This is a genomic window from Aminobacter sp. MDW-2 (genome assembly GCF_014250155.1).
GTDB classification, from domain to species: Bacteria; Pseudomonadota; Alphaproteobacteria; order Rhizobiales; family Rhizobiaceae; genus Aminobacter; species Aminobacter ciceronei.
Genome location: NZ_CP060199.1, coordinates 1 through 18,838 on the forward strand (window position 1 = coordinate 1; position 18,838 = coordinate 18,838).

Genomic DNA, 18,838 nt, shown 5'->3' on the forward strand with positions numbered 1-18,838 from the left:
TTGCAGAAAATTTCACGTCTCACAGATGGGCTGAACCTCGTTGTCAGCTGGATCGTCGGACTGTTCCTAGCGATCTCCAGCGCTGCGGTCTTCGCACAGGTCCTAATCCGCTTTGTCTTGCCGTCCTTCGGAATCATCGTTGCGGCACCGTGGACCGAAGAAATTTCTCGGTACCTCATCATCTGGGTCGTCTTTCTCGGCGTCGCCGTCCTGTGCCGAAACTTCAGGCTGATCGCGGTCGAGATCCTAGCACTAATGGTACCGCGACCCATTGGAAACGCTTTCAAATTCTTCTCGATCGCCGTGAGTCTCTGCTTCTTCGCGCTTACAGCGAGCATCGGACTCTCCTGGACGCAGATGAGCGCGATCGAGCTTTCGCCGGTGATGCGTTTCCCAATGAACTGGGTCTACTTCGCAATGCCGGTCGGCTCTCTACTGGCCATCTTTAATCTTCTCGTACTCGCTGCTGAAGCCATGACCGGACAACGAGACCTTCTGGAAGCTCACCCGGACGCGGAGGATTAAGACCGATGCTTCTCGCCCAGGTTCTCTTCGCGCTTCTGGCCCTTCTGGCGTTGACCGTTCCTGTCGGCATTGCGATTGGCATGCTTTCTTTCGCCGGCCTCTATGCACGGGGGCTGCCGATGGTCGCTTCGGCGCAGACCGTCTTCGAGAACCTCGACTCGTTCTCGCTGATGGCCGTGCCCTTCTACATCCTCGCCGGCAGCATCATGCAGGCAGGCGGTATTTCGCAGCGGCTCGTCAATCTCGCGAATGCGATGATCGGCTGGCTTACGTATCACACCGCTAGAAAGAGTAATGCACCATGTATGATCTCGACGACGAGACCAAGCTCATCCAAAACACGGTCCGCCAGTTCGTCACCGACGTCGTCATGCCCACGGCTGCCGACATTGATATCAAAGACGAGTTCCCCCGGGAGATCTATCGGAGTCTCGGCGAACTCGGTCTGCTTTCGATGACGCTTTCCGAACCTTATGGCGGTGCAAATGCATCGACGTTCGCCTGGTCCGTCGTGCAGGAGGAACTCGCCAGAGGTTCCGCAGCAGTTGCCGACGCGCATATGGTCAACAAGCTTATGTGCGACGTTCTCCTGTCTAACGCAAATGAGGAGGATCGCGAGCATTTCGTCCCGAAGATGGGACGTGGCGAGGTCATTTGTGCGATCGCACAGACGGAGGCCGACACTGGTTCGGACGTTGCAGCGATCAAGACAGCGGCGAGAAAAGTTGATGGTGGATATCTGCTCAAAGGTGCGAAACAATTCATCACTTTTGCGGGCATCTGCGATATCGCGATTGTCGTAGCAACCATCGACCGAAACCTGGGTCGTAAGGGCATTGGCCTCTTCCTTGCTGAAGCCACATCAGAAGGCTTCCATCGCGGCGCAAAAAACAAGCTGATGGGGACTAGGGGTCTCGAAACAGGCGAGCTTGTTTTTGAAGATTGCTTCGTTCCCGACCACCGCATGATCGCACCCCCGGGCGAGGGCATGAAGCGCTCGCTTAGCTCCTTGAATTCCGGGCGCATCGGAATGGCCGCCCAGTCGATCGGCATTGCCCAGGCCGCCTTCGAACTTTCACTACGATTCGCCAAGGACCGCACTGCGTTCGGAGGTCCGATCGCGAACCTCCAAGCGATCCAGTTTATGCTGGCCGACATGTCGGTGTCGATCGAGGCTGGACGCCTCATGACGCGCCGTGCCGCGCATGCACGTGACGCAAACCGCCCTCTAATCCGAGAAGTCGCCGAGGCTAAGCTCTTCGCTTCGGAACTTGCCGCAAAGGTTGTGGACGATGCCCTCCAAATCCACGGGGCGCATGGCTTCTCCCAAGAGGCGACGATCGAGCGTCTCTACCGCGACGCACGCGTCTACCGGATTTGGGAGGGAACCAGCCAAATCCAAAGGATCGTTATCGCGCGCCAGCTTCTCGCTGCTTGACACACGATTGCCCCGTGATGGGTGGGAGCCATCAAACTCACAGGAACGACTGAAAATGAGGATGACATCGAACGACCCGCAGGCACCGCGCCTCTTAGAAGGCATGCGGGTCCTGAGTTTTTGCCATTACCTGCAGGGCCCGGCCGCAGCCCAGTATCTTGCCGATCTCGGCGCCGACGTCATCAAGGTCGAGCCGAAAACCGGCGCCTTCGAACGCCATTGGGCGGGCGCTTCGACCTTCATCGAGGATGTCAGCGCCTTTTTCCTTTCTGCAAACCGCAACAAGCGATCCATCGCGATTGACCTGAAACATCCCAGTAGCGCCGAGGTGCTGCGGAGGCTAATCGAGACCGCCGACGTCATCGTGGAAAACTACCGACCCGGCGTCATGGATCGGTTGAACCTTGGCTACGAGGCGACAAAGGCGATCAAGCCGGACATCATCTACGCCTCGGCGACCGGGTTTGGCGCTGACGGGCCGTTGCGCGACCGGCCTGGCCAAGACCTTCTCGTTCAAGCGCGGTCCGGACTGGTCGCCGCGTCCGGCGCGACGCCGACCGTCACCGGTTGTGCGGCGGTCGACCAGCACGGCGCAGCCCTGCTCGCCATGGGAATTGCCGCCGCGTACGCGTCAAGACTCCAGAACGGCAAGGGCACGCGAATCGAAGGAAGCCTGTTCAACGCCGGCATCGACCTGCAAGCCGAGGCGCTGACGCTGTATTACTCCGGCAACCGCTCACGCGAGCGGTTTCAACGCGATTCCCATCTTGGAACGTGGTTTCACGAGGCACCTTACGGGGTCTATCAGCTGAAGGATGCTTTCGTCGCCGTGTCGCTGACTACCGTGGAGAAAATTGCTGCGGCGCTTGCCAGCGACCGCCTCGCCGAGCTTGCCTCCAAGGATCCCTATGCGGAGCGAGACCTGATCGCTGCAACGTTCGCCGAGGAGCTAGCGGGTTGGACTTTTGACGATCTAGAGAAAGTCTTCGAGGCCGCAGGGATTTGGCACGAGAAAGTGAACGATTACGACGATCTTCTGGTCGATCCGCAGGCCGTCCACAACGGGATCTTCCGCAGGATTCCGGTTCGCTCGGGCGAGGCGACGATCGTAAACCACCCCCTGAAATACGACGGCATGGTGCCCGAGCTCCGAACGTTGCCGCCAGACGTGGGAGAGCATAGCGAGGAGATTCTTCGGTCCCTCGGCTTCACTGTGACGGAGATCGCAGCGTTCTTGGAAGCAGGCGCCCTAATCAGTTCACCCTATAAATCCAACCAGAACGGAGCGTCCCGATGAACTATATGAACGTAAAGATCGGAGAAAGCGTCCGCTTCTCCAAAACGGTGTCCGAGAGCGATGTTTACCTTTTCGCTGGTATCACCGGCGATCTCGGCGGCAATCATGTCGATGAAGAGTTCATGCGTACGTCCCACTACGGGCATCGCATCGCCCACGGGGCGCTGATGATCGGCTTCATGTCGACGACATCATCGCTGCTGATCGAGCGCAGCCTCGAACGAGGTATCGATTCGACGCCGGTCTCGCTCGGCTATGACCGAATCCGGATGCTGAAGCCTGTTTTCTTCGGCGACACGGTAACAGTGTGTTACACAGTGGCGGAGATCGACGAGGATCGGCTTCGCACGCGCGCCAAGGTCGAAGTCAAGAACCAGCACGGCGATGTCGTGACAGTTGGCGAGCACATCCTTAAATGGGTTCCGCGCGTCGAAATCGCTGCCCCGGAACCTGCGGGAGGACCGCGATGACCGACGACGACCACAAGCCGATGATCGAGCTTGCGAACGACGGTCGGGCAGCGCTCGTCGCACGCATCTGTCAACGGCGGAGCAAACTCCGGCCACGTGGCGGCGTAAAAGTCGGCCACCTGGCGTCGCAAGCGGGGAACGTCGGGAGGGCGTAGCCCGACCAGAGTTTCGCGCTTGCGGCGTCGGCGAGTGTCGTGAGGGTTTTCAGCCGGCTCTTCGGGCTCGGCTTTGGGCGAGACGATAGCTTTCGCCGTTCATCTCGAGGATGTTGACGTGGTGGGTGACGCGGTCGAGCAGCGCGCCGGTCAGGCGTTCGGATCCGAACGTTTCCGTCCATTCATCGAATGGCAGGTTGCTGGTGATCAGGGTGGAACCGCGCTCGTATCGTTGCGAGATCAGCTCGAACAGCAACTCCGCTCCGGTTTTGGAAAGCGGCACGAAGCCCAGTTCGTCGATGATGAGGAGCTTGTAGCCGGCCATCTGCTTCTGGAAGCGCAGAAGTCGCCGTTCGTCGCGGGCCTCCATCATCTCACTGACCAGGGCGGCTGCGGTTGTGAAGCCGACGGACAGGCCCTTCTGGCACGCCGCCAGGCCGAGACCGAGGGCGACATGCGTCTTGCCCGTGCCGCTGGGTCCAAGCGCGATGACGTTCTCGCGGCGCTCGATCCATTCGCAGCGCGCCAGTTCCAGCACCTGCATCCTGTTCAGCTTGGGGATGGCGTCGAAGTCGAAGCTGTCGAGGCTTTTGACGACCGGGAACCTGGCCGCCTTGATGCGCCGCTCAACCTTGCGGCGATCCCGCTCGATCATCTCCCGCTCGGCCAGCCGGGTCAGATAGCCGACATGGTCGACACCCTCGGTGGCACATAGCCGGGCCAGCTTCTGATGTTCGCGCTGGAAGGTCGGCAACTTAAGGGTTTTGAGGTAATGGGAGAGCAGGATCTCGGGAACCTCGGCGTTCATGCTGCTTCTCCCGCATCCGATGACAGGAGACGCATGTAGGCCTTCGCCGACGTCTTCTCGACCGTCGCCCTCGGCAGGTAGGGGTAGATCGACAGGTCCAGCCGTGGCGGCCGGCGTTCCACCCGGCACAGGAGAAGATGTTTGACGGCGTCGAAGCCGATGGCCCCGAGATGCAGGGCCTGCTTCACCGCCGCGTGCAGATCGCCAATGTCGAAGCTTTCCAGCAGCCGCAGCACCTGCACATACTCGCGCCGGCCGTGCTTTGCCATGCGCGCTTCCATCAGGCGACGCAGCGTGGCGAACTCTCCGGGCAGGTCCCAGCCCTGGAGAGGAGCGGCCTGATCCAGCGCATTGATCTTCTGCTCGAGCAGCGGCAGATAATGGATAGGATCGAAGACGACGTCTTCCCGCTCCCAACTGCGGGGATGACGAGCAATGATCTCGCCGCGGCAGCCGATCACCACTTCATCGACATAGCCCCGGACCCAAACGTCCTGATGGCCATAGGCGACGGGGACGGAATAATCGTTGGTCTTGTAGCGGACCAGAGATTGCGCCGTGACACGGGCGCTGGCCTGGTCGCAGGCATCGAAGGGGGACGCCGGCAACTGGCGCATGGCGGCGAGATCGCGTTGCAGCCGCTCCCCGATCGTCTCGCTCTCACCGCGCAATCTGTCGCGCTGGCGCTTGCGGCATTGCTCTTCCAGCCAGGCATTGAACGCACCCCATGTCGCAAAGTGCGGGATCGGCACCATGAAGTTGCGCCGGGCATAGCCGACAAGCCCTTCGACGTTCCCCTTGTCGTTGCCTTTCCCCGGACGGCCATAGCGATCCCGGATCAGGTAATGGGACAGGAAGCCGCTGAACAGCGCCGCCCGCTTGCGCGTGCCGTCGGGCAGGATCTTCGCCACCAGGCAGCGGTCATTGTCGTAGACGATCGACTGCGGAACCGCCCCGAAGAAGGCGAATGCATGGATGTGGCCATCCACCCATGCCTCCGACACCGCCGCCGGATAGGCCCGCACATAGCAGGCGTCGCTATGCGGCAGGTCGAGCACGAAGAAGCGGGCCTTCTGCTCGACACCGCCGATCACCACCATCGCCTCGCCAAAGTCGGCCTGGGCGTGGCCAGGCGGGTGCGACAGCGGCACGAACACTTCCTGGCGGCGCTGCTCGCGCTCGCGCATGTAATCCTTGATGATCGTGTAGCCGCCGGTGAACCCACGCTCCTCGCGAAGACGGTCGAACACCCGCTTGGCCGTATGGCGCTGCTTGCGCGGAACCTTCAGATCCTCATCAAGCCACTGCTCGATGGTCGAAACGAATGCGTCCAGCTTCGGCCGACGCACCGGTGACCGCCGCCGGTAGCCCGGAGGCGTCGAGTAAGCCAGCATCTTGGAAACGCTGTCGCGCGAGATGTTGAAATGCTTCGCCGCCTGGCGCTGGCTCATCCCTTCCGAAACAGCCAGGCGGACCTTCAGATAACGTTCCACGGTATAGATCCCCTGTCCCTCCTGCGCTCGTTGCAGAAGGAAAATAGGTGGCCGGATTTTACTCCGCCCGCAGCCGGACTATCCCGCCGCTACCGTGGCAGACTTTCTCACCGCCGCTCTCAGTAGCTCTTGAAATGCTCAAGGATTCGCTTTCGCGACGCTCCTTGGGAGGCAATTATGCCCACGAGCGAGTTGAACTCATTCACCACAACTCGGGGAAGGCCTCCGGGCGAGTCGTATCTCCAGGCCGCGTCGAACTGCATGCCGATCCCCGCTACGGCGCTCGTGGCGCGGGATCGATTGGAAAGAACCCGTATCGGCCCGTGCCTTCGATTTTCGTGAACTTTAGGGTCTGCGCTGATGCCTGAATGTTGGCCGGAGGATCGGTATTTTCGACAACCAAAACCTGCCTATCGTCATCGAGCTCAGCCAGATATTCGAAGAAATGAGTATTGAGGTCCGTACCGCTGAGGTCGTCGCCATCTCCTTCCGGCTCTCGGTATGAAAGCAGCGGCGAGTCAAGAACGATAAAACCGGGATGCGGCGTGTCGGATTGCCTGCAATATTGCAGAAGGCTGACGGTGAATGCTGCTTGCGTAATGGCGCGTAAGCCTTTGCCGAACGAGATTCGGTTCTTGCCGTTGATGACAAGGTCGCGCGTCTTGGCATCGAAGTGGACACGGTCGATCTCCGGAAAGTGCCAAGCCTTCAGAGTGTCGAGGACGATCGTCGCAAACTTGTCTGCGGTGCTGCTGGGAAGGTCGACATCGCTGAGACTATTCCCGCCATCGCCCGACTGATCGCCTTCTCGCTCGAGCGCGGCCTTTCTGTTCTCAAGGTCCGACAGGCCGCGATAGATCGCGAGCGCTTCGCGCACTTCTCCATCCTTGTCGGCCAATTGTCTGTAAGCTGTTCTGAGCTGACGTAGATTGGGAGCTACGATACGGTCTATCTCGCCCGACACTGAGGCGAGCTGATCCTCAAGAACCGGAAGGCGCCGCTCGAAGCTGACGGCTTCTTTCCGCAGCGTTTCAATCGTCCGTGTCAGTTCGCTTTGCCGCAGTTCAATCTTTCGAATCTCGGACTGGGCGGCGGCGACCGCCTTGTCGACGTCGAAATCGCATTCTGCCTTTCGATGATGTTCTGGAGCTGATCCGCAGAACGGACAATTGCCGGCACCAAGAGCGGCAAAAAGGCTGCCGGCCTCCTCAATCCCGCGCAATCGTTCCGTATCGGAACGATAATGTGCGTCGAGCAAAGTGAAGCGGTCCAGCAGGGCGGTTATTTCGGTGAGCCGATCCCTTCCTTCTTCAACGCGGCGCGCGATACCTCTGCGGCGTCCGGCGGCATCCTTGAACTCGGATTCCGTGACCGCGAGAAGCTCGCCTTGCGAGCGCATGGAGTCTTCAAGCCGCTCACGCTGGGCTTCCAGCTCGTCCGGCGGACCGGCGAGCTCTTTGACCTGGCGGCGGTGGCTTTCGATTAACTGGTCCAACAGATCGAGCTGGGCGCTGCGGCTTTGTTCTTCCGGGGTGCGCGGCTGGGTGGTCGAGATCGTCGAGTCGTCAACCCCGGTCAGCAGAAGCTTGAAGACGGACGTGTTGGTCGTGTCGGCCGTGTAGTTGCCGTCCGACAGCGGCGAGCGCTGCTGGATGATCTCTTCTTCGTTGATGATCACAAGGCGGGCAAGATTGCGAAAGCTCAGGCTGTTTGTGTCGCCGCGCTTGTTCCGTCTCACGCGTCTGTGGGCAAGGTCCAGCTTTGCAAGCAGGTAGGCGGAAAGGTTGTCCTCATTCCTCTCGTTGTGGACATCCCCAAGCGTCTTGCCTTCGCCCTCGGGAAGCGTGTCTGAATAGAGACCGTCGAAGAGACGAAACGCTCCGCCCTCGGTACTTCTCACCAATGTGAATTGTTGCCCTTCCAGCGTTTCCATTGCGAGCAGGATCTTATCGTATCCAACCCGTTCCGGAATATCGCGCAGCGGCCCCTTGCCGCCGAGCATGAAGTCAATGGCGTCGACGATGAAAGACTTTCCGGTGTTCGAAGCGCCATGGATGACATTCAGTCCAGCGCCAAAGGCGATGGTGGCGGGCTTTCGCGCCGGGCCATGGAAACTGAGATGCCGCAGGCGCACCCCCTTTGTCATGCGCGCGCACCGAGGCTCCGTTCGATATTCTGGAACTCCACGACCCAGGTATCGAAGAACTTGCGCATCAACGCATCGAGCGCTGAATCCGTATAGTCGGCGAGATGATAGACGAGCCAGTCCGCACGGCTCTTCAGGGCAGTGAGATACGGCCTTTCCAGCGAATCGAGAAACATCGCGGCCGACTCACCGGCGCGATAGGAGATTCCGTTCTCGTCGACGACGCGCACGACGAGATCGCGGGTCATCATCAAGTGCAGCGCATCCTGAACCACGCGGCGCCGAACTTCCGTTGCCGGCGTCTGGATCGGTGTTGCCGGATGAAGATCGTCGGGTCCGCCCAGCTGATGCGTTCGGACCAGAAGATAGTCGAAAGCCGTCAACCGCTGGATGTCGTAGGCGCGAGGAAATGCAAAGCCCAGGACCGCAACCGCGCGAACGCCCGCCTCAAGGGGGCCGTTGAATGTCAGCGAAAACTGGTCGCGGGCTACTTCGTCCATTTAAGGCGGTCTTCGTTGGCAAGCTGGTGGCAGATCCCGCGCTTGTCTTTTACGAGGGCGCTCGCGCCCAGCGGGTGAGCGTCGAGCGAAACATTCTGCGCCGCCTGTGTTACAGCCTTGACCCGCTCAAACCCGTCAGCATGGTCGCTCTCTGCGGTGTCCGCTACACCATGATAGATTTCATCTTGCAACCCTTCGAATGTGCCGGGCTCCACTTTGTCCCGAACAAAAACGCGCAAAGACTCAGCGTGATAGAAGCATTCGCGCTGCCGCTTGAAATGATCTTCAAGGGGTTTCCAGGCCTTCAGCGCGGCAAGGCCCGCAACTTCTTGCTTGGTATGATCGGCATAGGCCGCGAGCAGGCGCGCCACATAGACGCTCTCGTGATCAGCAAGATCGGTCGGCGGCGCGCCAACGACAGGGCGCGGCGGCAGTCCGTCGCCGAAACGCGCGACGAAATACCTCGTGGCGCGATGTTGCTCGATGATTTCTCGCGGTGACACGGGCTGGAAGATCGAGAAGTCGAAGGCGTCGACATATTCGGCGAAATTGCCTTCGAGCTTCACGAGCTGCGTTGCGGTAATCTTGTCGGCAACGGCTTTCGGCCATGCCTCGATCAGAGCTGATTTTAGCGCGGGAGCATTTGTGAGGTATTGAGTGAGCGTCGTTCCGGTGCCGCGCGGGGCAACGAAGTAATAGGCGCGGGGTGGAGCGAAGTCGCCGCGAAACGAATACCAGAGCATCTTGCCGATTTCCGGCCACGCCGTGCCGGGCGTGATGGCGTCACGGTAGTGCTTGCACTGGTAGTTGTCCCAAACACCTTGCAGAAAACTCTTGTCTTCGAACCCGGCGACATCGATCCCGCGATCGTTCGCACCGGTGTAGCGCAGCACCTTATGGTACTTGGTTTTGAGCGATGAGACCCATTCGTCGATAAAGGTCTCCCATTGCGCGGGATCATAGGTGACGATGCGAACCAGCGGTTCAATCGGCGGCCCGCTTTGAATCTGGCTCGGAGAAAGCATGGTGGGGCTGGCAGGCGTGGCCAAAACTTCCGCAAAATCTGTAAGCCCGCCACCCTTCGAAGGCGCGTCGATATCGTGACGTGCAGCGTAAGTTTCTGAGTCGCCCACCATGCTTCTATAGGAAGTCTACACTAAGTTGTTGTCAACAATCGTTGATTTCGGTCGGCCTCGAAATACGGGAGTACATGTGGCCATCGTAAGGTGATCCACGGCGGTGCGATAGATTAGAGCTCGCAGCGAGCGGAAGCAACGTCGGCTTTAAGGCCTGTGATAGGTCTCTCGTTACGACCGAAATGGGGGCGCAAACCTGCTATGAGGACGATGCCAAAGCGTGTCACAGGGATTGCCTTGTGGTTCGGTGACGATCTCCATTGTCCGTCGCAGCTTCATGCCTTTGAAGCGTTGAGGAATTTCTCAATTGCTTCGATGCTCGCCATAACAGCCTCGAAAGATGGCGGCGTGCCGAAAATCATTGCCGACATCCGCTCGTAATCGGCGGTTAGTCGAAACCCTTTGCCGTCTTCGACGCGATACCGTTTGACGACATCAGCAGGCAGCATCAGTCATTCCTTTGCCAAGGCTATTGCGCAGGCATAAAAACGATTTTCCAGTCATTTTTCATGTCGACGATCGTCCAGCCCTTTTTCGTTCCCTCGTCGAGCGCCTTGTCCAGCTTGCCAATGTGCGAATTCCGATCATAGGCCCATTCCCGTTCGGCGTAGGTGTGGTGGACGATGCCCATGAAGCGAGCCCCTTCGCCGGCAGCGGTCCACTCCAACATCTGCTGGTCGCCGTCCGAATTGCCAAACGCGAAGATCGGAGGGTGACCGATAAAGCGGTTGATCCCCACCGGCTTGCCGGGGCCATCATCCACAAACTCCACCTTCGGCTCCTTAATCAGCACCGGTGTGGGGGTATCGAGTGCGATCCGCTGGATCGCCCGGGCGAAGATCGGCGAGTTGTCGCCACGCCCGCAGGGCCGCAAGGGCGGCTCGCGGCTCGATGCGTATGCGGACTTCGTCTTTAGCATGATCGATGAGCGCAAGGACAATCACGCTGAACGAGATGGTGGAACCGTCTCGAGGCGGAACGCTCGATGCGCATCGGCCGCAACGCCCTGAGCGACTGGCTCTGCGGCCATGGCTGGACGTTCAAAAAAAAGACCGCACACGCACTGGAGCAGGACCACCCCGACATTCTGAACCGGCGGCGGGACTGGTTCGACGGCCAGCTCGATCTCGACCCGGCAAAGCTGGTCTTCATTGACGAGACCGGTCTCTCCACGAAGATGGCGCGGCTGCGCGGGCGAGCGCCGCGCGGCGAGCGTTGCCGGGCCGGCCTGCCGCACGGCCATTGGAAAACCACCACCTTCACCGGCGCGCTCAGGCTGACCGGCATGACCGCGCCCTTCGTCTATGACGGCGCCATGAACGGCCATGTGTTCCTGGCCTATGTCGAGCAGGTGCTGGTGCCCACCCTGGCGCCAGGCGATGTCGTCGTCATGGACAACCTGCCGGCCCACAAGGCGGCCGGCGTTCGCGACGCAATCGAGGCGGCCAGCGCGAGCAGCTTGCTCTACCTGCCGCCCTACAGTCCCGACTTCAATCCGATCGAGAACGCCTTCTCGAAGCTCAAGGCGCTGCTGCGCGCAAAGGCCGAGCGGACAATCGCCGCCCTTTGGGACACCGTCGGCTCTCTCATCGATCTCGTCACGCCGACCGAATGCGCAAACTACTTCAAAGAAGCAGGCTATGATCCCGAATAAACCGGACACACTCTAGATGCGCGACAGAAATCGTCTCAAGCTAAGGCTTGCGAACAAAACATAGGGAGGAATGGAGAGCGAATAGTGACCACAGCTCAATTCCAGAATATTTAACTTCGCTCCAGCGCCCATCAGCCTCTCTAAGAAACTCTCCGATATCGCCGGCAAAACTACTTTGTCCCTCTTAGCCAACACGACGTGAAGATCGAGACCAAGCCGTGCCAGACTATGCGCAAAGTTCTCCAAGTTTAGGGGACCCCAAGCCCTTCTGAGGTCCGTCAGACCAATCGCTGGCTCAAGGCTATCACGTATCGATCGTGTTGCGCGCCCAGTCCAAACCATATCCGCGAGACTACCCGCAGTCAGAAACAACGAGGCTTTGGACACCGCGAGGTCTTGCGCCGCGATTATTCCTGCGACCCAGGAACCTAAGCTCATACCGAGAACCGAAATGTCTCGATAGCCTTCGCGCTTCAACCAGCGAATGAGCTTTCGACCGTCCAATACGGCCTGCCTTACGGATTGGATCGTTCTTCCAAGGTTAGCGCTAAGCATATAATCGGCGTGCAGGGATCCGGGTCGGCTGCGCTCGAAATGATACGGCATGGCAATCTCGACAACCGTGATGCCACGTTTCGAGAAAAAGCTGGCTATCTGGCGATTCCGCGCTCTCGCATTCCAATGGTGGAAAACCACCAAAGCCTGATCTAGGGACCCGCTGTCTGTGATACTTGCCCAGACAACATTGTTCTCTTCGACATCAGTTGAAATGTCCGATGGAAATCTGAGCCATTCACCTTGTCTTTCAAAACCCTGATCATCTCCGCTCAGATTATCGAAAAAGGTTGGGTCGGCGGTGGCATCGTCCGCGAGGACACAAAATTCTGCGATACCTGCTACAGTTTTCGCATCCGGAAAGGCACGCTCTGCGTCAAGTTCGAAATCGGTCGCCTTCTTCCCTTCGTCACCGCGCCGCGCCCGCTGCTCATCCCATCGATCAAGCCAACTATGGTACACTCTGATCGCTTTCTGCTACGTTTGATCTACCGAGCCTAGGGTCGAACAGGCTGAATATCCCAAGCAACGCTGCTAAGCCCAGAAGAATTGAAAAGCCTGTAAATGCGTCGGTTAATACGTAGGCGGCGAAGAGCATAGCCACGACCGCCGACATCGCCCAATAGCCGGTATAACGTGGGGATGATCTCCCACCTAAGCGGACGGAGGCATCCACAAAAACGAAGCAGGCGGAAAGGGCGACAAGAAAGCTACTATAGTGCGTCGGACTTCGATAGCTCATTCTGGCATCGACGTTATCGTGTCCATAGAAAGCTGAAGACGCATCGCCGGCCAGCCAAGCTACAATGTCTTCTCCTCGCGATAGCAGATAAGCGCTTTGGAGCTTCATGGCTATGGCGATCAGAAGCCCCAAGATCGTGCATCGAAAAATTGCATGCATCACCCTGTGACCGACTTTATGGAACGCGTCGTGCTGCTGAACTGACTCCGACCAGTGCTTCGAATCTCGTCGAATTTTCCATAAATCGTGTGCCACTGTATAAAGCAAAATGAAGCCTACAAAAAACAGATAAAAACACAGACACATGTAAAGGTAAGCAAATCCCGTGAATGCGACGGCTACGGGCACCGATATGACCTCAGGGCGCACAATCGCTATTTTTCCCCAATCGATAGCGTAGTTTCCACCACCCTCTAGGAGTGGAACCAAGCACACGCCAACCCACTGAAGAAGACCGGCAAACAGCACACAGATCAAAAACACCGCCCAGTACGAATACGCCGACGATTCGACGTTGCGCGCCCATCCGTCGTCGCTTTCCAATCGGTCGACCTCGGGCAAGAGCGTTACACGCCCTTCTTGTTTCCAAAAGGTGACCAACTCGGCCACGACAGCAACAAAGAGTGGCAAGAACGCCATGAAGACGAATGTCCAATTCGCTGTCCACAGAAACCCAACCTGCTTGAGGACGCCGTCGGCCCGGGCATGCGTCACGCTGTGAATTCCTAAAATGTAGGACAAGAAACCAAGGGCAGTGAAACCCGCAAACACCGACGCCGGCAAGTTCAATGGGGATCCGCGGCTAAAGAGCGCCTCAGATCTCTGCGCCAAACCAAAACGCCGCGCGGCCCCCTTTGCATCAGTATCCTGCTCCGGTGAGTGGCCTGACTGATCTACCAAGCTCGCAGATGTTGATAGCTCTGGAACCGACCCGGCAACGCCGGCGCCGGCGTTCTTCAATTCTCGCCTCTTCGCCGTCAGCTTCGATTGTGCCGCGCTCAGTTCGATCTGCCATTGGCTGGTCGCACCCGGATCATCGCAGCCGCAGACCCTGGCAAGCCAACGGATATTGGCAGCGCTGATTCCCTTGTCGTTCTCCTGAAACCAGAGCTGAACCGTCCGGAGATCGACCCCAATCCCATTGGGTTCGATCCGAGAAATTGCCTCCGCAAGAAGCTCCGGCGTCCATGGACCTGCAGGAAATCCATCGCTGCCCAACGGCCGCCCCGCTCCCGCAGCGGCCAACCGCTTGAACAACTCCTTAAAGTCACTCCCATCCTGCGGCGGCGGGAGAAATAACTTTCCGTTTAAAAACAATATCTTACATGCTCTGATTTCGTTCCGTTTCGCTACTCTTCATATCGTATCGTGTCATCCGTCTCGATCAACGATTTTATGGTGCCTCGATTGGCGGTGGGAAAGGATCGAATCAAGGGACGGGCAAACCAGTCCAACACTTCCAGGAACGAGAAAATGGGCGGACGTTTCGATGCCTCGGAAAGCACGATTTCGCCGATGATCGAAAACCATAAACGGGCACACGCTCAACGGGCAGCGCTCGAACAACGCGGATGGCTCGGCCGTTCGCTTCTATGTCGCCCCATGTTGGTCTTTGTGCGATGGCGCGAGCGAAGGGCTTTGGCGAAACTGGTCGCCATCGTTCCATCGACTGCGGAAGACGCTCGCTGCAAGCTCATTTACGTTATGGCCAACATGATCGCGGATCGATCCACAGGGCAAATGGAAGATGTCGCGACCGTTATGGAAACGCTTCGTCCTCACAAGCACAGTCTGATCCGCTTCCTCCGCAAATGAGATGCAGGGTTCATCGAGTAAGTCGCAGTTCCGGCAGTTGGGAAGCTAACGCGATGTTGTGGGAGGATGGAAACACAAGTCGCGTCCGGGGCGGCTAGCGCCTAAGGTTGAACCAATGGCGCGTGAAATTGCCGGCGTCGTCCCGAATGTCGAAATAATAGGGATCTTCCCGGAGTGGGCGGGGCATCGTCACGGTTTGCTCGCAACCGTCACGCCGGCCGAAGCCCGCGGCGCAGGTATTGCGAACCTGCAAACAGATATCACCTTGGCCACCGCCATGATCCTGATTGCTGGATCCTGCGCCCCAACCTGCGGGACATTCGTCGTAAGCTTGGTGGCCGGGTTTGCCGGTCCCGGCCTCGGGGCAGGTGGGCCACGAAAACGCCCAGCCCTTCATCGCCGAGATCAGCCGATACATCGGAGGGTGACAGGCCGGCACACCTCGCCAAGCCGGGTTTGAGGATGACGCGCACAGGAGCACCTCGCATCCCCACTCGCTCGCCTCAGCACGATCCGTAAATGACATCCACGTCGCCGCGGAGAGGATTGTTGCTGTCGCGATCAGCCTGACGCTCATGGGGTTAGCTCCTTCGATCAGCCTATCGGTCTGTTCGCTTCGGGCGCCGACGCGCGTCGGCGAAAGGCGGTGAGATCTCGCTTTCACGTTCGGTGAGCAGGTTGAAATCAGCGATCGGTCGTCTTGCGAGCGTCCGGTCCACCGCCTTCCGCCGCCACTCCGGCATGTCGAGCACGTAGGTTGCCCACATGCCGTGCCGGGCCGACACGGCGTAGTTCTGCCAGGTCAGATATCCGACCGGCGCTGGCGTGGTCACCCGGGCCCAACCCACGCGCACCATCTCCAAGGCCAGATCGCGGCCGCGCGCCGAGCAGTGGCCGAGGAGTGCGCCGTCGGCATCATGATTCCGAACGATACAGGTCACTTGTGCGCTGCCAACCGTGCGCTTCAGCCACGCTTTTGCGAGAGGCCCGCACGGCACCGGCTTCGGGATTTCGCTCCCGCCGTGGCGACGAGGATCGTAGGACCATTGCGGCAGTTCACAGGCGTCGATCGAGGCCAGCAGCACCTTGTGTCCGCCGTTTGGGAACCAAAGCGTTCTGCCATCGATAACAGATGTCCGGCCGACGATTCGTATCGTCTCGCGCAGTTCGAGAACGGAGCTTGCTTCGACGGAAGATTGTCCTTGACCGCGGACGACGTCCGCGGAATGGCCCGGATAGGATAGGGCGGTCAGCAGCAAAGCCGCGACTTTCGACCTGACGGCAACCGACGTCATGGCGAGGTCTCCCCACCGGCTGCACGCTGAGTGAGCAGGAGCGCCGGATGCTGGACATCGTCGAATTGCCAGAGACCGACCTTCTTTTCCCGGGCGGCCTGCTCCACCACCGCGTAGGGCGTGTGGAGTGGCAGGCCGCGTTCGTCCAGGGAGGCAAAGGCAAAGCCCGAGGAAATCAGCAAATTGGCGAGATCGAGCCGGTCGGTGCCGATCGGGGCGTAGCAGGACACAAAGACCGTTCCGATCGCTTGAGCCACCTGCGCACAAACGGGACGGGTATCTGCGATGTAGGCCGCCAACACGGCCAAAGACGCCTCGCCACAGTCGCGACGAGTGCCCGACCTATCGGTGTAAAATGTTCCGCGCAGGCAGGCCTGCACGCCGAAGAGACGGAAGTGTCGGCCGCCGTGCTGCCAGCTGTCTCCGCTTTCGAGCGTCACGCCTGGTTTCAGCTCGAAGTAGCCGTCAGGCGGCGCGGCCGTTGTCGGCGTCAAGCTGACGGTCAGCGAGATGAAGAGGGCCGGGGACTTCATCGGCCCGCAACCCTTGGATCGGCCCACATGCCGTAGCCGCGGCGACCGATGTCCTCGGCCTCTTTCAAATCGGCCCTTGTGGGTGTCCCGTCCGGCCACTTTGCAACGCGGTGAGTGCCGAGCGAAACCAGTTGCTCCTCGAACATGTCGATCGAGTCGAGGCTGCCCGGGTAGTTGTAATAGCCGTAGCAGGTTGCGTCCTGCGCCTGCGCGCCGGTCTCGCTGACAAACGCACGGCAGTAGATCACGCGGGGCGACTGGAGCAGCGTTGCCAGACCCTGGCGAGCATAGTCGTCGCAGGATCCGGCAAACCCTTCCTTGCGATTGACCATGTCGCCCGTGCAAGGCTCGATGCCGTAGAGGTGCACCGTCAGATTGGCGTCGACGCGGAAGTCAGTAGGCGACACCGCCTTGAATCCGGAAGCCGACGCATAGCCTTTGCGCTCCGACACGTTCCCCTGACCGTCATAATATTCCATCACCAGAACGGTCTTTCCGGGCGCCGCGAGCGAACGGACATAGGCCTCGTCCACCGGTCCGGTGGCATAAGCCGGCAGGCATGCGCAGATCGCCGCCATGAATCCGGCTGCTTGTCTCATTTGTAGTCGCCTCCAAGTTGTCACATCGGTCCACATTGGCCTGCCTCCTCTTTCCTTGCAAGAAAAATCACATTCAAATTGACATTGTTTTTTCTGTCGCCTAACCATTCGTGCATCTGTCGCGTCAAGGCTTTGGATGCGGACCCATGGGAAACCAAGCAAAATCACCATCGATAGCGCCGCTTCTGGCCGTGACAATCCTCACGAGCATATGCATTGTCCCGGGCCTGGCAGCATTGGCGTCCGAACTGGCTGCATCCACACCTCTCAGGCATCAAGAGGCTGGAAAAGATCGGCAAGAGGATGACGTTCCGTCCTCGGCCGACACGGTTGCCGAAGCCCGTTGGGCGCGGATGCCGGACGACTATGTGTTGGGTGATGGTGGTCAGATCGTTCCTCGGCACCAGGGGATCGAACCGATCGGCGTACCGGCATCTGAGGCCGCCGCCCTTGGGCAAAAAGACGATCAGTTTGATAGTGCCTCTCCGTCCGGGATGCCCGAGTGCGGGCCGTCGCCGGCAACGCCTGCTGAGATCACCCGCCTCGTCATCGAAGCGACGCAGCGGCATGATGTCGACGCGGAATTCGCCGTCGCGGTTGTGACCGCTGAAAGCAGGCTCGACCGGCTGCGCAACTCGCCCAAGGGCGCGCGCGGACCGATGCAGCTTATGCCGGCGACGGCCGAGCGATTCGGTGTGACCGATATCTGCGATCCGGAAGAGAACATCGATGGCGGGGTGCGCTATCTCCGCGAGCTCACCGACGAGTTCCGCAATCCGCTTCTCGTCGCCGCCGCCTACAACGCCGGCGAGGGACGTGTGCGTGAGCATGGCGGCATACCGCCATTCAAGGAGACTCTTCGGTACGTCGCCGAGGTCGTCAACATCCAGATGGGCCTTGAAGGAACTGGCGCGACTGCGACCAGGGCGCGTGATGTTGCTGACGAGCAGCAATCAACCCCCCCTAGCGGAGTCATCACATCGCGCGAACGCCGCCAGTGGGTCGGCGGCGTCATGCATTTTTAGCCGGAGGCCATCATGAACAACGTTTCCAATTCTCTCGCTGCTCGGCCAGTGCCGATGCCGACAGCCTTCGCCACGATGCTGGCCATCTGTATGGTGTTCGCAGAGCCGGCATTCGCGCAATCCTCTGGCGCTTTTGCGCCGCTGGAAACCGCGGTCCAGATGATCGTGGATTTCATCACCGGCCCGTTCGGACGGCTTCTCGCGATCATCGCGGTGATTGCGCTCGGCTTCCTCGCTTTCGCAGGACGCCTCTCCTGGTTCACCGCCGGTGCGGTGGTGCTGGGCATCGGTCTCGTCTTCGGCGCGCCGGCGATCGTGGACGAAATGATCGCGGCAGTGGGGAACTGAACGATGGTCGAGTTCACCGACGAAAAGCCCAATCTGACCCCGCTCGTGATCGGCCTCACCCGACCGCCCATGATGTGGGGGATACCTCTCAACGCCTTTTACATCATCGTCGGGTTCACGCTGATCGCCTTCCTCGTCAGCACGAGCTTCTGGTCGGCGCTGATCGCACCGCTGATCTATCTCGCGCTCTTCGCGCTTTGCAGCCGTGACATCCGGATCCTCGATCTCGCCCAGGTGGTCGGCCGCCGCACACCGCGCACGCCAAACCGGCTGTTCTGGCGCACGAATTCGTACGGACCCTGAC

The 18,838-nt window shown here is 59.5% G+C and carries 21 protein-coding genes and 3 pseudogenes; 11 read left to right on the forward strand and 13 right to left on the reverse strand.

Annotation, left to right across the window (positions count from 1 at the left end; translation table 11 throughout):
• The 6 genes and pseudogenes from H5P29_RS31085 to H5P29_RS31105 all read left to right on the forward strand — a co-directional run bounded on the left by H5P29_RS31085 (position 1) and on the right by H5P29_RS31105 (position 3,885).
• On the forward strand, positions 1 to 525 hold the full coding sequence (locus tag H5P29_RS31085) for a TRAP transporter small permease (protein WP_185910456.1): 525 nt from the start codon (positions 1 to 3) through the stop codon (positions 523 to 525).
• 80 nt (positions 526 to 605) lie between these two features.
• Positions 606 to 737 (forward strand): annotated as a pseudogene (locus H5P29_RS33025) (TRAP transporter large permease subunit); the annotation flags it as partial.
• An 89-nt stretch (positions 738 to 826) separates the two neighbouring features.
• Positions 827 to 1,963: an acyl-CoA dehydrogenase family protein gene (locus H5P29_RS31090; RefSeq protein WP_154387615.1), complete on the forward strand. Its 1,137-nt coding sequence runs from the start codon at positions 827 to 829 to the stop codon at positions 1,961 to 1,963.
• 61 nt (positions 1,964 to 2,024) lie between these two features.
• Positions 2,025 to 3,260, forward strand: a complete 1,236-nt coding sequence (locus tag H5P29_RS31095) for a CaiB/BaiF CoA-transferase family protein (RefSeq protein ID WP_154387614.1) — start codon at positions 2,025 to 2,027, stop codon at positions 3,258 to 3,260.
• Complete coding sequence (locus H5P29_RS31100) at positions 3,257 to 3,730, forward strand: MaoC/PaaZ C-terminal domain-containing protein (protein ID WP_154387613.1); 474 nt, start codon at positions 3,257 to 3,259, stop codon at positions 3,728 to 3,730. The genes H5P29_RS31095 and H5P29_RS31100 overlap by 4 nt, the downstream gene beginning before the upstream one ends.
• Positions 3,727 to 3,885 carry a hypothetical protein gene (locus tag H5P29_RS31105; RefSeq protein WP_185910473.1) on the forward strand — a complete coding sequence of 53 codons (159 nt, stop codon included), beginning with the start codon at positions 3,727 to 3,729 and terminating at the stop codon, positions 3,883 to 3,885. The genes H5P29_RS31100 and H5P29_RS31105 overlap by 4 nt, the downstream gene beginning before the upstream one ends.
• Before the next feature lie 49 nt (positions 3,886 to 3,934).
• On the opposite strand, the gene istB is transcribed toward H5P29_RS31105, so the two are convergent.
• The 7 genes and pseudogenes from istB to H5P29_RS31140 all read right to left on the reverse strand — a co-directional run.
• Entirely contained in the window at positions 3,935 to 4,693 is a 759-nt protein-coding gene (gene istB, locus H5P29_RS31110) for an IS21-like element helper ATPase IstB (RefSeq protein WP_185910457.1), read from the reverse strand.
• The gene (istA, locus tag H5P29_RS31115) at positions 4,690 to 6,144 is read right to left on the reverse strand and encodes an IS21 family transposase (protein ID WP_154387132.1); all 1,455 of its coding nucleotides are present in this window, start codon (positions 6,142 to 6,144) and stop codon (positions 4,690 to 4,692) included. The genes istB and istA overlap by 4 nt, the downstream gene beginning before the upstream one ends.
• Before the next feature lie 316 nt (positions 6,145 to 6,460).
• A complete protein-coding gene (locus tag H5P29_RS31120) occupies positions 6,461 to 8,332 on the reverse strand; it encodes an AAA family ATPase (RefSeq protein WP_154387074.1) in 1,872 nt (623 codons plus the stop codon).
• Positions 8,329 to 8,832 carry an ABC-three component system middle component 2 gene (locus tag H5P29_RS31125; RefSeq protein WP_154387075.1) on the reverse strand — a complete coding sequence of 168 codons (504 nt, stop codon included), beginning with the start codon at positions 8,830 to 8,832 and terminating at the stop codon, positions 8,329 to 8,331. Before H5P29_RS31125 ends, H5P29_RS31120 begins: the two co-directional genes overlap by 4 nt.
• Entirely contained in the window at positions 8,820 to 9,968 is a 1,149-nt protein-coding gene (locus H5P29_RS31130; protein WP_246670898.1) for an ABC-three component system protein, read from the reverse strand. The genes H5P29_RS31125 and H5P29_RS31130 overlap by 13 nt, the downstream gene beginning before the upstream one ends.
• A 275-nt stretch (positions 9,969 to 10,243) precedes the next feature.
• Positions 10,244 to 10,417: a hypothetical protein gene (locus H5P29_RS31135; protein ID WP_371818669.1), complete on the reverse strand. Its 174-nt coding sequence runs from the start codon at positions 10,415 to 10,417 to the stop codon at positions 10,244 to 10,246.
• A 20-nt stretch (positions 10,418 to 10,437) separates the two neighbouring features.
• Positions 10,438 to 10,764: pseudogene (locus H5P29_RS31140) on the reverse strand (haloacid dehalogenase-like hydrolase); the annotation flags it as partial.
• Here H5P29_RS31140 and H5P29_RS31145 point away from each other — a divergent pair.
• Positions 10,712 to 11,622 (forward strand): annotated as a pseudogene (locus H5P29_RS31145) (IS630 family transposase). The pseudogenes H5P29_RS31140 and H5P29_RS31145 overlap by 53 nt on opposite strands.
• Positions 11,623 to 11,634: 12 nt before the next feature.
• Here H5P29_RS31145 and H5P29_RS31150 read toward each other — a convergent pair.
• Entirely contained in the window at positions 11,635 to 12,639 is a 1,005-nt protein-coding gene (locus H5P29_RS31150; protein ID WP_185910459.1) for an RcgR family putative quorum lactone hydrolase, read from the reverse strand.
• Complete coding sequence (locus H5P29_RS31155) at positions 12,629 to 14,236, reverse strand: RcgA family putative transporter (RefSeq protein ID WP_154387076.1); 1,608 nt, start codon at positions 14,234 to 14,236, stop codon at positions 12,629 to 12,631. The genes H5P29_RS31150 and H5P29_RS31155 overlap by 11 nt, the downstream gene beginning before the upstream one ends.
• Before the next feature lie 156 nt (positions 14,237 to 14,392).
• Between H5P29_RS31155 and H5P29_RS31160 the strand changes: the two genes are divergently transcribed.
• Positions 14,393 to 14,734, forward strand: a complete 342-nt coding sequence (locus tag H5P29_RS31160) for a hypothetical protein (RefSeq protein WP_154387077.1) — start codon at positions 14,393 to 14,395, stop codon at positions 14,732 to 14,734.
• Positions 14,735 to 14,828: 94 nt separating this feature from the next.
• Here H5P29_RS31160 and H5P29_RS31165 read toward each other — a convergent pair whose 3' ends face one another.
• The 4 genes from H5P29_RS31165 to H5P29_RS31180 are packed head-to-tail and all read right to left on the reverse strand — an operon-like array spanning position 14,829 to position 17,140.
• Positions 14,829 to 15,311, reverse strand: a complete 483-nt coding sequence (locus H5P29_RS31165; RefSeq protein ID WP_154387078.1) for a hypothetical protein — start codon at positions 15,309 to 15,311, stop codon at positions 14,829 to 14,831.
• A 22-nt stretch (positions 15,312 to 15,333) separates the two neighbouring features.
• Positions 15,334 to 16,029, reverse strand: coding sequence for a thermonuclease family protein (locus H5P29_RS31170; protein ID WP_154387079.1), 696 nt, complete (start codon positions 16,027 to 16,029; stop codon positions 15,334 to 15,336).
• On the reverse strand, positions 16,026 to 16,562 hold the full coding sequence (locus tag H5P29_RS31175) for a thermonuclease family protein (protein WP_154387080.1): 537 nt from the start codon (positions 16,560 to 16,562) through the stop codon (positions 16,026 to 16,028). The genes H5P29_RS31170 and H5P29_RS31175 overlap by 4 nt, the downstream gene beginning before the upstream one ends.
• A complete protein-coding gene (locus tag H5P29_RS31180; RefSeq protein ID WP_185910460.1) occupies positions 16,559 to 17,140 on the reverse strand; it encodes a hypothetical protein in 582 nt (193 codons plus the stop codon). Before H5P29_RS31180 ends, H5P29_RS31175 begins: the two co-directional genes overlap by 4 nt.
• A gap of 167 nt (positions 17,141 to 17,307) precedes the next feature.
• Here H5P29_RS31180 and H5P29_RS31185 point away from each other — a divergent pair, with 167 nt between their 5' ends.
• Genes H5P29_RS31185 through H5P29_RS31195 form a run of 3 tightly spaced genes read left to right on the forward strand, consistent with a single transcriptional unit; the run spans position 17,308 to position 18,837 of the window.
• A complete protein-coding gene (locus H5P29_RS31185) occupies positions 17,308 to 18,186 on the forward strand; it encodes a lytic transglycosylase domain-containing protein (protein ID WP_246670899.1) in 879 nt (292 codons plus the stop codon).
• Positions 18,187 to 18,240: 54 nt separating this feature from the next.
• Positions 18,241 to 18,534, forward strand: coding sequence for a TrbC/VirB2 family protein (locus H5P29_RS31190; protein WP_210252533.1), 294 nt, complete (start codon positions 18,241 to 18,243; stop codon positions 18,532 to 18,534).
• A 3-nt stretch (positions 18,535 to 18,537) separates the two neighbouring features.
• Positions 18,538 to 18,837, forward strand: a complete 300-nt coding sequence (locus H5P29_RS31195; RefSeq protein WP_154387083.1) for a type IV secretion system protein VirB3 — start codon at positions 18,538 to 18,540, stop codon at positions 18,835 to 18,837.
• Position 18,838: the final 1 nt, after the last annotated feature.